Source organism: Nostoc sp. (assembly GCF_036917755.1).
GTDB lineage: Bacteria > Cyanobacteriota > Cyanobacteriia > Cyanobacteriales > Nostocaceae > Nostoc.
In genome coordinates this window covers 31,704-44,977 of record NZ_JBALFC010000028.1, presented here as the reverse complement: position 1 = coordinate 44,977, position 13,274 = coordinate 31,704, and the positions used below count along the sequence as shown (strand labels likewise).

10 protein-coding genes and 1 pseudogene are annotated in these 13,274 nt (G+C 41.0%); 3 read left to right on the top strand and 8 right to left on the bottom strand.

From position 1 onward, the window contains the following. Window positions 1-4 precede the first annotated feature (4 nt). The 3 genes from V7L05_RS08700 to V7L05_RS08690 form a co-directional block, all read right to left on the bottom strand. The gene (locus tag V7L05_RS08700; protein ID WP_335163699.1) at window positions 5-937 is read right to left on the bottom strand and encodes an alpha/beta fold hydrolase; all 933 of its coding nucleotides are present in this window, start codon (window positions 935-937) and stop codon (window positions 5-7) included. A gap of 19 nt (window positions 938-956) precedes the next feature. Further along, on the bottom strand, window positions 957-1,463 hold the full coding sequence (locus V7L05_RS08695) for a DUF4112 domain-containing protein (protein ID WP_335163697.1): 507 nt from the start codon (window positions 1,461-1,463) through the stop codon (window positions 957-959). Window positions 1,464-1,554: 91 nt separating this feature from the next. After that, window positions 1,555-2,454 (bottom strand): YihY/virulence factor BrkB family protein, encoded by a 900-nt coding sequence (locus V7L05_RS08690; RefSeq protein ID WP_335163695.1) that lies wholly within the window; start codon window positions 2,452-2,454, stop codon window positions 1,555-1,557. A 149-nt stretch (window positions 2,455-2,603) separates the two neighbouring features. On the opposite strand from V7L05_RS08690, the gene V7L05_RS08685 reads away from it, so the two are divergent. Further along, entirely contained in the window at window positions 2,604-3,062 is a 459-nt protein-coding gene (locus tag V7L05_RS08685) for a hypothetical protein (RefSeq protein ID WP_335163777.1), read from the top strand. Between the two features lie 111 nt (window positions 3,063-3,173). Here V7L05_RS08685 and V7L05_RS08680 read toward each other — a convergent pair whose 3' ends face one another. Both V7L05_RS08680 and V7L05_RS08675 read right to left on the bottom strand, forming a co-directional pair. Then, window positions 3,174-5,633 (bottom strand): EAL domain-containing protein, encoded by a 2,460-nt coding sequence (locus V7L05_RS08680; protein ID WP_335163693.1) that lies wholly within the window; start codon window positions 5,631-5,633, stop codon window positions 3,174-3,176. Window positions 5,634-5,654: 21 nt separating this feature from the next. Further along, complete coding sequence (locus V7L05_RS08675; protein WP_335163691.1) at window positions 5,655-6,455, bottom strand: sensor histidine kinase; 801 nt, start codon at window positions 6,453-6,455, stop codon at window positions 5,655-5,657. A gap of 496 nt (window positions 6,456-6,951) precedes the next feature. Here V7L05_RS08675 and V7L05_RS08670 point away from each other — a divergent pair, with 496 nt between their 5' ends. Continuing rightward, window positions 6,952-8,181, top strand: a complete 1,230-nt coding sequence (locus V7L05_RS08670; RefSeq protein WP_335163689.1) for a tetratricopeptide repeat protein — start codon at window positions 6,952-6,954, stop codon at window positions 8,179-8,181. 60 nt (window positions 8,182-8,241) lie between these two features. Beyond that, a pseudogene (locus tag V7L05_RS08665) lies at window positions 8,242-8,789 on the top strand (Uma2 family endonuclease); the annotation flags it as partial. On the opposite strand, the gene V7L05_RS08660 reads toward V7L05_RS08665, so the two are convergent. The 3 genes from V7L05_RS08660 to V7L05_RS08650 all read right to left on the bottom strand — a co-directional run bounded on the left by V7L05_RS08660 (window position 8,786) and on the right by V7L05_RS08650 (window position 12,533). Next, complete coding sequence (locus tag V7L05_RS08660) at window positions 8,786-9,352, bottom strand: Uma2 family endonuclease (protein WP_335163687.1); 567 nt, start codon at window positions 9,350-9,352, stop codon at window positions 8,786-8,788. The pseudogene V7L05_RS08665 and the gene V7L05_RS08660 sit on opposite strands and share 4 nt — an antisense overlap. Window positions 9,353-9,400: 48 nt before the next feature. Beyond that, entirely contained in the window at window positions 9,401-10,981 is a 1,581-nt protein-coding gene (locus V7L05_RS08655) for a DHA2 family efflux MFS transporter permease subunit (RefSeq protein WP_335163685.1), read from the bottom strand. A gap of 292 nt (window positions 10,982-11,273) precedes the next feature. Then, window positions 11,274-12,533, bottom strand: a complete 1,260-nt coding sequence (locus tag V7L05_RS08650) for an MFS transporter (protein WP_335163683.1) — start codon at window positions 12,531-12,533, stop codon at window positions 11,274-11,276. Window positions 12,534-13,274 lie beyond the last annotated feature (741 nt).

Sequence of the window (13,274 nt, the reverse complement as noted above, 5' to 3'; positions counted from 1 at the left end):
TTCTTCAAAAGTCAGTATCCTGTAAAAACTCAATAATCGCTGCATTCAACTCCTCAAAAGCACCAGTTGAGGCATCATGATAGCAGTTAGACAAAATTTGTAATTTAGAGTTGGGGATATGCTGATGCAATTTTTCAGCATGACTAACAGGAAACCAACTATCTTGATCGCCCCACAAAACTAGCGTAGGACACTTAATTGCACTCAGGTTATTTTGAATTTGGGTGAGCATATTTGGCTTATTTGCTTGCCAATTCTCAATTTCTCGTGCTGCTATTTGTAACTCTTCGGCGACTTTCGCAACCGTACCAGGCAATTCAATAAACGGGTAAGTTATCCAATAGACATCTTGCTGTGTCAAAATAGATGGATCAAATAATACCGCACGTCTTTCTATTGCCATAATTTCTCTAAATAGAGGTGCAAACAAATATGCCAGACGTAAGGAGTCAATTGTTTGCATTATTTGCAGGGGCATTTGGGCAAGTAACCACATCGCCCAATGGGGTAGATTTTCGGTAAAAACTGGTACGTTTACTACTACAAGCCGTCCGATTAATTGCGGATTTTCTTGAGCAAGGGCAAGGGCAACTAATCCCCCCAAAGATTCAGCCACAATCACTACGGGTTCATCACATAATGCCTGAATAATTCTTTGAAACTCAATAACTTGATGACCGTTGTCTTCTCTACGAGACAATGGTTTTTCGGAAAAACCAAAACCTTTGGCATCAAAACAAATTACCCGATAATATTTAGATAATGGTTCGATACTGTGCCGCCAATTATAGCTCCAACTACCCATGCCATGTAATAAAATTAGCGGTTTACCTTTACCTTTTTCGCCATAAGCAATTTGTACAGGATAGCCTTTAACATCAGTAATAACTAGACTTTGCCGCCCTTTGGGAAAAGTCGCTTGCCACCAATCTTTCATTCGGTTATCAATAAATAATTTAACCGCCAGTTAAGGCGTTCCACAATATTCTAATTAGGATGACGGGTAATGCTACTAAAACAATGGAGATTAGCAACAATCCAGCCAAAACTGCAAAGATAAACCACCTGTCTGCACTCCTTTGCTGGCCGGGAAACTTTAAGTACTCTTCCAATAACTTGATATTATAACTGTTAGCTGTCCAGGCAAAATCAAACAAGTCTCCCAAAACTGGGACAGCGCCTACCAAGCCATCAATGATCACATTCAAAACCATTTTGCCTAAAGTGGCTCTAGATACACCCAGCCGCGCCGCTTCTAGGATGATGTAGCTAGAAAACATGACTCCCAAAAAATCACCACCAATAGGTATGAGTCCGATAATTGGATCAAGACCAAAACCAATCTTCGTACCAGGAATGGTAATAACATTATCCAGCAGCCTACTTAATTGACGCAGGCGCTTCAAGGTGGGTGCTTTGGCATCAGGTTCAATGATCGAAGACCGAAAAGGAGAATCAGGCATAAAGGCGATCGCTCACTTAGTTTATATTGAATCGTTAGACATTCTACTCCCCTACTGAGATTTGTCAAAAGTTTTCTCAGGGATTTACTAATTAATCTTTTTCGTTAGATTCTGACTGTGCTTTTGGGCGCATATCTTCGCCGACAGTCACATTCAACTGATCGCCGATTAACAACACAGCAGCGCTCATCGACAGCCAGAGCATTAAAACTATCACAGCCCCTACAGCACCATAGACTTTATTATAGTTGCCAAAATTCGCCACATAAAGCCGAAATAGGGCAGACAATATTGCCCAGAAAACAGCTGCTAAAATTGCTCCAGGCATCATTGGCGTGCCTGAGTTCCACTGGCTAGGTCCATAGCGATAGACAAAGCCAAAGGCAACAGCAACAATAGTTAAAGCTAAAGGCCAGCGTAACAACTGCCAAAGATGCACCAAAAAGATCAAAGAACCATTTTCGCGCACTACCATTCCCAACAGTAGGTCGCTGGTAAACACTAACAAAGAAGCCAATACTAAAAGCAACATAGTACCGACTGTTAATCCCAGAGAGACAAGCTTGGCTTTCCAAAAAGGGCGCATCTTTTCTGGAGGAATTTTATGGATTTGGTCGAGGGCTGTCATAGCGGTATTCACCGCCCCAGAAGCAGCCCAAATTGCTAATATAAAGCTCAGAGAAAACAAACTACTGTTTTTGGAGTTGGTAATTTCTGTAGTGGCAAAATCACGAATCAGATCCAGGGCTTGTTCAGGTAGAACTTGACTGAGTTGAACCGCCAGTTTATTAAAGGTGGCTTGCAAAGATTCTGCTAATAAGCCAATGGCTGTAATGAAAGCAAGAATTGCTGGAAACAGCGATAACATGGCATTGAAGGCGATTTCCGAGGCGAGTCCCAAAAGTCGTCTTTCGATTGTCCTGGTAAAAGTTTTTTTCAGGGTGCGCCAATTGAGGTGGCGAAAAAAGCGGAAAAAACGAGGTTTTGGCATGATTTAGTAATGGGGAGTGGGGAATGGGGAGTGGGGAGTGGGGAGTTAGGAGTTAGGAGTTAGGAGTTAGGAGTTAGGAGTTATAAGAATTCTTTCCCCAATGCCCAATGACAAATGACCAATGACAAATGGCTAATAACTATTTATTTATGAATCAAGATTTAACACAACAGTGGTTGACAGAAATCCAGGTACTCAAAGAACAGATGGCGGGACTTCAACACGATCGCGATGCGGCTTGGGAAAGTGCCCAAAAATGGCGTCAGCTCTATAATACAGAAGCAGAACAACGCCGCACAGATGCCCAACTGTCTCAACAGGCGATCGCATCCCTGAAGGCAGACGTGCATAAACTTCAGGGTCTTGAGGTCGAAACACTGGCTGCTGAGACACCAGTAACGGCGATCGCACAAGAAATAGAACAACTAAAATCTGTGGAGGACTTGCAAGCTAAACTGATCTCCGTGATCAAAGAACGCGATCGCCTTTGGCAAGCTTTGAAAACTGAGCAGGATAACCACGCCGAAACCCGCAATAGCCTAACTACTGCCTTGGGTGATGCTATTGATAGCTTGACACGCGAACGAGCCGGACGAGAAAAAGAGTGACCCAAGAGGATAAGGGGACAAAGAAATAGGGGGATAAGGGGAAACCCCATAGATAATTTTTAATCTAAAATCTAAAATCTAAAATTGGCACGGCCGCTATCCTTGTCTCGGTTAAATACCAGATGCCATTAATCTCTCTATCGACTTGCTATTTAGGGGTTTGTAGAAAAAATATCCCTGTGCGTACTTGCATTTCATGGCTCTAAGTTGTGCTAGCTGTTCCACCGTTTCTACACCCTCGGCTATTACATCTTTATTTAGACTTTGGGCTAGACTGATGATCGCCTGAATAATCTTTAAGTTTTCTCCATCAGCACCAATCTTGGCAATAAAAGAACGATCAATCTTCAAGGTACTACTTGGAAAACGGTGCAGGTAACTCAAGGATGAATAGCCTGTGCCAAAATCATCTAAGTGTAATTGAATATTCATCTGTTGCAGTTGCAAAATCATAAAACTTGCTAATTGAATATTTCCCATAAGTACGCTTTCGGTAATCTCCAGTTTTAAATTGCTGGATTCCAGGTCAGTTTCTTGCACAATTTGGTTAATTTTTTCAATCAGGCCAGGTTCTGAAAACTGTTTAGTGGAAATATTTACACTGATTGTCAAGGGTGGGTCAACAGGAAATTGTCTTTGCCAAGCGTGCATCTGACGACAAGCCTCACGGAGTACCCAATAACCAATAGGGAGAATCAGCCCAGTTTCTTCTGCTAGTGGAATAAAGCTGTCTGGAAAAACTAATCCGTGTTGCGGGTGCTGCCAACGAACGAGAGCCTCGAAGCCAATAATCTTGTGATTTTCTAACAAAACAATTGGCTGGTAGTGAATCTGAAACTCCTGGCGTTCAATTGCCCGTCGTAGATCCATCTCTAACTCTAATAGCCTCCTGACTTCGGTGTGCATGGTTGAGTCAAATATCTTATGGCGTCCTTTACCCGATGTCTTAGCGTGATACATTGCAATGTCAGCATCGCGCAGGAGTTCCTCCGGTCGGTTGTAACTAGCATTGCTCAGGACGATGCCAATGCTGACGGTGGTAAATACGTCATTCCCGTTGAGTTTGAACGCAGATGTCAGAGCTTGGTGTATCCGCTCCACTACGTTTGTTACGTCATCGATGTTGGTGAGATTATCAAGCAAAATTGTAAACTCATCTCCCCCTAGACGGGCAACTGTGTCTCCAGCGCGTAGGCAATTTTCCAATGTGCGAGCCAGCGCAGTTAGTAGTTGATCACCAATCATATGACCGAGACTATCGTTGACTACTTTGAAGCGATCTAGGTCTAGAAAGAGAACAGCGAATATATAGTCCACACGTCGTTTTGCCGACATCAGCGCACGTTCTACCCGTTCCAGAAATAAGGCGCGGTTTGGCAGACCGGTTAGTAAATCGTGAAAGGCATCATGAATTAATTGCGCCTGGGCAAGTTTTAAAGCAGTAATATTCCGAGCGATACTCAAAACAGAATATACTGAACCATCGCTAGCCAATTCCGGGACAAGACGGGTATGGTAATGTTTTGTTTCCCAAGCGATCGCTAAACTGCATTCAAACTCAGTTTCTTGCTTAGTTTGGAGAACTTGCTGGAGCTTATGATCATATATCCCGCAAAATTCTGACGGCAGATTTAACTCTGCATTTGTTTTACCGATAAATGTTTCGGCTGATATTCCTGTAACCTTTTCAATAGCTGGATTAACGTAAACGTAGCGCAATTGAGTGTTAAATCTGGAAATAATATCAGGTGCATTTTCAACTAGTGCTTTGAATTCTTGCTGGCGATGCGCTAGTCTCTCCAATATCTGCTTACGCTCGGTGATATCCTGAAAGACCAAAACTCCACCCGTGATGTTACCATCGTCATCTTTAATCGGTGCGATACTATCATTAATTGGTATTTCTGCACCGTTTCTAGCAATAAGTATCGTCTGTTCTGGTAAATGGACAGTAACGCCAGACTCAAGGACTTCTCTTATCGGACTTTCAATTTTTACACGAGTCTTTTCATGAGCAATATTGAATATTTCTGTTGCTTCTTTACCAAAGGCATCTGCATATTTCCAACCCGTCATCATCTCCGCAACAGGATTCATAAAAGTCAGCGCTCCTAATGCGTCGCTAGTAATCACCCCATCCCCAATACTTTTAAGTATGGTATTCAGCCATTGTTCATTCTGCTTTAATTTTCTTTGAATCTCATGTTTGGATAGGCTAATTTCAATATTAAACATTAATTCTTTCTCTTTAAAAGGTTTGATAATGTAGCCAAATGGATCTGTTACTTTGGCTCGTCCTAATGTTTTTTCATCGTCATCAACAGTGAGATAAATTACTGGAATATTAAAAGTATTATGAATTATCTGGGCGGACTCTATACCGTCCATCTTTCCATTTAGGATAATATCCATTAAAACTAAATCTAGAGAATCATTTGCTGCTTTTTCAATTGCTTCTTCTCCAGAATCGACAACACCAAAAATACTGTATCCAAAGTTTTCTAGCCGCTTTTTGATATCCATTGCCACAATGAATTCATCTTCAACAATTAATATATTTACCTTGCTCATGATTTTGTGTTATTTATGGGATTATAAATTTTTAGTCGGAAATATAATTTTAAACTCTACTCCGTTATTACTGCTAAACTCAATATTACCTTTTAACTGATTTGTCAGACCCTTTACTAATATTAGACCTAATGATTCTGTAGTCTGAAAGTCAAAATCTTTGGCAAAACCAACGCCATTATCACTGATAGTAAGTGTAAATAAATTTGCTTCTAGGGAGCAAAAATCAATACAAATTTCTCCTGATTCTCTTAGGTGAAAGGCATGTTTTAGAGAATTTGAAATAAGTTCATTGATAATCAAGCCACAAGGAATAGCTACATTACTGACTAGGAAAACATCCTCAACGTTCATTTTCAAGGTAATAGCACTAGAATTAAGGTTGTATGAATAAAACAAATTAGTTACTAAGTCTTGGATATAGTCAGCAAAATTAATCCTTGACAGGTCTTTAGATTTATACAGTTTGTCGTGGATTAGAGCCATTGATTCAATCCGGCTCTGGCTATCTTTGAATATCTGAATAGCTTGATTGTCCTTGATATACTGTGCTTGCAGATTCAGCAGACTAGAAATAATCTGCAAATTATTTTTTATCCGGTGATGAATTTCTTTTAATAGCACTTCTTTTTCTTGAAGCAATGCTTGAATCTGCTCCTCTGATTGTTTACGCGCTGAACTGACGATAACAGAAGCTATCATGTTGCCAAAAATAGTCAGCAAACTTCTTTTATCATCGCTGGTGCCAGCCTCTGTGCCAGCCTCTATTGACAGCTGTTTCAAGAACTCATTTTCTTCGTTATCCTTAGCTGTAGTGAGCATTCGGATGTCCTCCATAATCTGCTGACCCTCAACTGTTTGAACTATTCTGAACTATACCCGTTCGCGTGGTAACAAAGCTTACCCTTCGGTAGGCTCAGGGTAACACTTGCCCTGAGCCTACCGAAGGGTCGAAGTGCAGCCTCTCTACGAGACGGCGAAGCATCTCAGTACATGGCTGAAACCTTGTTTTTTCGTTGCAGTTGACCTAAGTTAGAACGGCAAAATTATACCTTCCGGGGCTTTTAAAACAACACTTAGTAAAGGATATCTACATTAGTTAATTATTGGCAGCGTATATTTTCGGAGTCATGGGAAAGTAAATAATAAAACTTGTTGAATTATTCAGTATATTTACGCAGCCAGACTCCAGATATTTTCACTTGCATAAATTATGCTAATGTGGTATGCAATGTCAATAAATTGCACTTAAGAATATTCAATCATATTAGCTTGATATTAAATTGATTTCATCCAACTAACTTAAGGTAAAGTACCCATGCTCAGGCGCTTAATTGTGATTGTTACTGCCGCTATACTCTTTAGCAACTCCTTGACGCTGGCAGAGAGTAAAAAGCCCAAACCACCGGATGAATTTCCTCCTAGTCCCCTAGAAATTACCACAGCCGATCCACTGTTACCACGTTTGCCCAAAGATAAACAGCCCTTAACTCTCGAAGAACGGCAAAAGTTAGAACCAGCGCTGGATGCCTTAAACCAAGAAGCAGCAGCGAAACTGCAAGCAGGGGATCAGGTGGCGGCGTTTGAAATTTGGAACCGGGAACTGCGCTTGCGACGCTTTTTAGGTTCATTAGCAGAGGTGCAAGCATTATCACGAGTCGCGGCGATCGCCTGGAATCAAAACGACAGCCCAGAGGTAAAATATATTACACAGCGATTGCAAGCAATTCAAAAGCAGGCACAATCTCAGAAACCAACTGCCGAAATTGATTTAGAATTGTGGCGATCGCTAGGTCAAGCTTACCAAAATGTGCGATCGCCTAAACTAGCTGTGGAAGCTTACGACCAAGTTTTGTTAGTGGTGCGACAGCAAAAAAATCCCACAGCAGTAGTAGAAATCCTCAAGACAATTGGGGAAATACATTTGAGTTGGTTTGATTATCGCAAAGCCGCCCCAATCTACGAGGAATTATTGGGTTTAGCAACTTCCCAAGGCGAACGTGTAAACGAGGTAACATATCTGCAACGACTGGCTGACATTTACGAGCAGACAAACCAACCGCAGCAGTCATTGAATGTACTTAATAAACTAGCAGAAATTTATGTAAATGAAAATAATCTTACTGAAATACCAGAATTAAAGCTAGCGATCGCTTCAGATTATGAATCTCTAGCAAAAAAAGATCCTAATTTATTACTAGAAGCTTTTAAAAATTATCAAGAAGCTTATACTACTGCTTGGCAATTAAAAGAATACGTTCGTGCTGGTGATGCTTTGCAGAAGTTAATTGCGCTGTACCGTTCTCAAGGACAAACAGACGCGGCTTTGCAGGCTAGCCAAATTCTTGTGCAGATACAGGCGCAAGCCGCCAACTTTTACGGGATGATGCAAGCTTATGATCAAATTGGGCAATTGTATTTAGAACGCAAAGAGTTTCCTCAAGCACTAACAGCTTTTCAAAAAGGGTTAGAACTAGCGCAACAACTCAAACATGAAGAAGCATACTTTACTGGGCAAATTGAAAAACTGTCGAAAGCAAATTTGTAGCTAATATTAACGAAGTACTATAGCGCTTCTCGTTTGTATGCAATACACTTTGATCTCTCTCCAAACCTTGAAGGTAAAACACGGCGTTCTTATGTGTTGTGGAAGGAGTCTGTCGCACCCTTGATTGTGTTGGAATTTGTCTCTGGAGACGGTTCGGAAGAACGAGATCAAACGCCGCCATCTCAAGGGGAAGGTGGAAATGTTGGTAAATTTTGGGTTTACGAGCAGGCAATTCGAGTGCCTTATTATGGGATTTATGAAGTAGCAAAAGCGCAGGTGGAAGTTTATCACCTAATCGATAATACCTATCAACTGATGAAACCCAATGAACGAGGACATTACCCAATTGTTCCTATGGGGTAGAGTTGGGAATCTGGCAGGGATTTTATCAGAATGCTGAGTTACCTTGGTTACGCTGGTGGGATACACAAGGAAATTTACTGCTTACGGGTTATGAACGCACTGAAATTGAGCAACAAAGGGCGGAAGTTTAGCGACAAAAGCGCGAGAGAATTGTAGAGAAATTGCGTAGGCGTAGCCCGTCGCAGACATCGCTCTCTGCTGAAGAACTCAACGCTTTAGGAATTGACCCAGAAATGTTGGATTAGGATACTAATAATACATCTTCATATATAGCTGCGATCGCACAACGAAAATCAACGCTAGCCAAATGCACTTCTTCTTCTTCATAAAGGTAAAGTACCCAATTTCCTTCCTGATTGCGGCGGAAGCATTCTACACTCATTTGGTCTGGTGAAATTAGCACATATTCTTGTAATGATTCTAGGTGTCGGTAGCTGGCAAATTTCTTTCCTCTGTCATAGCCTTCTGTTGACTCAGAAAGCACTTCGATAATTAAGCAAGGATAGCACTTAAAATATTCAAATTCTCTATCTCTTGTATCACAAGTCACCATTACATCAGGATAAAAATAGCGGTTTATGACATCAATTTGTGCTTTCATGTCTAACATGTAGACACGGCAATCACTACCCCGGAGATGGTTTCGCAGCAGCATAGATACATTCATGCTAACTGTGACATGAGCATCACTTGCCCCTGCCATTGCGTAGACTTGCCCATCAATATACTCGTGTTTTATTTCACTTACTTTTTCGCCTTCTAGATATTCTTCGGGTGAGATATAGTACTGACTTTGACTAATGACCATTTTAGTAGGTTAGTAGTTTTATCAAACATTTTAACCCATAGAACAAATTTAATGAGCGACAGCGCCACCAGTTGGCTTCACCTTTTTCAAGAATAAAACGGCAATGCCACTGAGTAACAATGCAATGCCAATAAAGTAGAAACAATCGTTAAATGCCATCACAAATGCTTCCCGGCGGACTATATTAGATATGGATGCGATCGCTTGATTTTGTGCTGTACTCAAATCGGCTCCCCGACTGATAAAATACTGTGTCATTTGGTCAAGTCGCTGCTGAGTTTCTGGGTTATATAAAGATACTCCATCACCCAATCTATTCGAGTGAAATTGTTCTCTGTTAGTTAATAAAGTTGCTAAAGATGCAATTCCTATAGAACCGCCTAGATTCCGCATCATATTAAATAAACCACTTGCTGAACCTGCTTCTTTCTGACTCAATCCAGCAGTGGCGATAGAACTAAGCGGCACCATAATTAAGGGTTGTCCCATTGCACGCACAAATTGCGACCAACGTAACTGATCTAATCCTGTTTGATTAGTCATTCCAGAGTTCATAAACGCACTGATGGAAAACAAAATCACACCAACAGCTACCATTAACCGCACATCAATACGTTGCATCAATTTGGGGATGAGGGGAATAATAAACAGTTGGGGAATACCAGCCCAAATTAATACTTCACCAATTTGCAGCGCATTGTATTGTTGAATTTGGGCAAGATAAAGAGGTAAAATATAAATTGAACCATACAATCCTACTCCCAGCGACACATTGACAATACTCGCTAAACCAAAGTTCCGCCTAAGCACAAGCCGTAAATTAATAAATGGTTGTTTACGAGTTAATTCTATAAAGAAAAACACGGCTAAAAAAATTACCGCGATCGCACTTAAGCGCACAATCAGCGTTGAACTAAACCAATCTTTGCGACTACCTTCTTCTAAAACAACTTGCAGAGAACCTAATCCAATAGCCATTGCAATAATTCCCCACCAGTCACCTTGTTTCAGTAAATTAATTTGGGGTCGTTCTTGCTTAATTCCATACCAAACACCAGCCAGCATTAATACCCCTGGAATTACATTTATATAAAAGTTGTATTCCCAACCAAAATTTTCTGTTAACCAACCTCCCAATGTCGGGCCAATTGAGGGTGCAAAAACTGCACTAAACCCAAATGCTGCCAGCCCAATCGATTGTTTTGATTGAGGTAAAGTCGTTAAGACAACTGTCATAGCGGTGGGAATTAATACTCCTCCACTAAAACCTTGTAAGACCCGAAAGAAAATCATGGAATTGAGATCCCATGCCCAACCACAGCATATAGAAAAGAAAATAAACAATGCAGTATTGACTAACAGATAACGTCGCAGAGAAAACACCCGTGATAACCATCCTGTTAGAGGAATTACCACAATTTCTGCCACGAGATACGCTGTAGAAATCCAAGAACCTTCTTCTAGAGTTGCTCCTAAACTTGCTTGAATATCTTGCAGCGAAGCATTAGTTATTTGAATATCTAATACCGCCATAAATGCACCAAGCATACTGGCTAATACACCAATCCAAGTTCTTAGCGGTACACGTTCTGGTGGTGCTTGCTGACCAATTACACCTGTGTTAGCCATAGTCTTTTTCCTGTTTCAAAGTTAAGTAGTAAAAAATGTTATTAAATATTCTCTTTCTCTCTACACGGCAAAAGTAAAATATGAATACTATAGAAAACTTCATTATAGAATAGAGGTTTTCGCTTGGATGCAGTACAGCTTTGACCTCTCTCCAAACCTCTCTCCTTTTAGGAGAGAGGCTTTGAATCTTACTCCCCTTTCCTTGTAGGGAAGGGGTTGGGGGTTAGGTCTGTATTTGACTCAACTGCAAACTGGTATAACATAAATCTAAATCTAATTGCGGTTAACTATCTTATACTTCCTGAGTCGTGATAATGCCCTTTTGCTCATAAATTGGACGCATTATTAGCCTTAAAGCAGGCAACTGTCTGCTAAAAACGATCGATCCGATAATACAAGCTATACCATCAATAATTAAAGTGTTAGAAGCACCAATATAATTTGCTAATAAACCTCCTAATAAATTACCTACGGGAATCATCCCCAAAAATGACATTGTGTATAAGCTCATCAATCGCCCACGTTTGTCGTCCTCAACAATTGTTTGTAAAAATGTGTTGCTAGCAGCAATCTGGAGAATTGTTCCCAAGCCAACAAATAACATTGTAAATAAAGAAAGTGGTAAAAATCGAGAAAAAGAAAATGCAATTAGACCAATGCCTAAAATTGCTGGAGCTAAGGCAATCAATTTCCCAATTCCCAAGATTGTTTGGCGCGTAGCTAGATAAATACCACCAGTTAAGGCTCCAACTCCTGATGCCGCCATCAAAAATCCCAAAGTTTCCGCACCACCTTTGAGAACTTGTTCTGCAATAACTGGTACAAGAATAGTGTTTTGCAGTCCCATAAGACTAACTAACGCTGATAGCAATAAGACAGATCGAATGGGTGGGAAGCTAAAGGCATATACAAATCCTTCTTTGACTTTCTGCAAGGGATTACCGTCAAGTACCACATTTTTCCAAGGTTTAACTTGCATCGCCAATAAAGCGGCGATTACAGCAATGTAGCTCAAACCATCAATTAAAAAACAATAGCCAGTTCCAACGCGAGCAATTAATAAACCCCCGATCGCAGGGCCAATTAATCGCGCACCGTTGATCATCGTGGAGTTGATAGCGATCGCATTGGCTAAATCTTCTCTGTGTTCAACTAATTCTGGCACAAAAGCTTGGCGTGCTGGCGCATCTAAGGCGTTAATAAATCCTTGAAACAAACTCAAGGCGATGATGTGCCATACCTCAATCACACCAGTGAGCGCCAGCACTGCTAATGTTAACGATTGAATCATCGCCAAGACTTGCGTACTAATTAAGGTACGATACCGAGAAAAGCGATCTACAAACACTCCGCCAAAGGGAGCTAAAAAAAAGCTAGGAATTTGACTCGAAAATCCCACAACTCCTAGCATTAATGGGGAGTTTGTCAAGTCATAAACTAGCCAAATCGTCGCAAGTTGCGTCATCCATGTCCCAATTAGGGAAATACCTTGTCCAGCAAAAAACAACTGGTAATTTTTTGACTTTAATGCAGGTAGTAGCGGTTTTTTCATGTCAAGTTTGTTTTATACCAATCTGCTTTCATAAATATCATCTCACCTGATCTTTATATGCCTCTCCATAGATGTAGAAACATATCACAGTTAGAAAGAGGTTTTTCATCTGTTTGCAGGCAATTTAGTATTAATGATGTCCGGGCAATTAACCATAAAACCTCGAACCCCACCCCGCCAAAGCTGTGCTTTTAGCTCCCCTCCCGAAGAGCCTATGGTGTACACACAAGTCTGATAATCTTATCCCGTATCGTTCTGATCCCCCCTAACCCCCCTTAAAAAAGGGGGAACTAGAATCAAAGTCCCCCTTTTGAAGGGGGATTTAGGGGGATCAAACCACATTTTGCACTCAGCATAGAGATGTGTGTACACCGTAGCCCGAAGAGCGGGGAGGCAGGGTGGTTTCATACAAAGAAAGAAAAAACTTTGTGCAGTTGATTGGAGAGGGCGCGTTGTGCTTGAGGAATAGTTCGGAAACGAAGTTTGCGGGCGAACGCACAAGAAAAAGTTGTGTAAGATAGACCAATTCACAGGGGCATTCCCACCACTGCGTGGTGGAAAGTCTTCAATGAAATTCACATCTCTGACCCAATCCAGTCGATTTTCGATACCCCAAGACAAGTGAATGTCGGCAAGTAACTGTTGAGCTTCGAGATATTGACTACAGATATACAGATATAGAATTGACGCTCGTAGAATGGCTGACCATTGCGCTCACCCTGACCTTTTTTAAATTAAAAG

What these genes read in the sequence shown, in the direction of transcription:
- V7L05_RS08700 (WP_335163699.1), bottom strand. Translation starts at nt 937, where the DNA reads ATGAAAGATTGGTGGCAAGCGACTTTTCCCAAAGGGCGGCAAAGTCTA.
- V7L05_RS08695 (WP_335163697.1), bottom strand. Translation starts at nt 1,463, where the DNA reads ATGCCTGATTCTCCTTTTCGGTCTTCGATCATTGAACCTGATGCCAAA.
- V7L05_RS08690 (WP_335163695.1), bottom strand. Translation starts at nt 2,454, where the DNA reads ATGCCAAAACCTCGTTTTTTCCGCTTTTTTCGCCACCTCAATTGGCGC.
- V7L05_RS08685 (WP_335163777.1), top strand. Translation starts at nt 2,604, where the DNA reads ATGAATCAAGATTTAACACAACAGTGGTTGACAGAAATCCAGGTACTC.
- V7L05_RS08680 (WP_335163693.1), bottom strand. Translation starts at nt 5,633, where the DNA reads ATGAGCAAGGTAAATATATTAATTGTTGAAGATGAATTCATTGTGGCA.
- V7L05_RS08675 (WP_335163691.1), bottom strand. Translation starts at nt 6,455, where the DNA reads ATGCTCACTACAGCTAAGGATAACGAAGAAAATGAGTTCTTGAAACAG.
- V7L05_RS08670 (WP_335163689.1), top strand. Translation starts at nt 6,952, where the DNA reads ATGCTCAGGCGCTTAATTGTGATTGTTACTGCCGCTATACTCTTTAGC.
- V7L05_RS08660 (WP_335163687.1), bottom strand. Translation starts at nt 9,352, where the DNA reads ATGGTCATTAGTCAAAGTCAGTACTATATCTCACCCGAAGAATATCTA.
- V7L05_RS08655 (WP_335163685.1), bottom strand. Translation starts at nt 10,981, where the DNA reads ATGGCTAACACAGGTGTAATTGGTCAGCAAGCACCACCAGAACGTGTA.
- V7L05_RS08650 (WP_335163683.1), bottom strand. Translation starts at nt 12,533, where the DNA reads ATGAAAAAACCGCTACTACCTGCATTAAAGTCAAAAAATTACCAGTTG.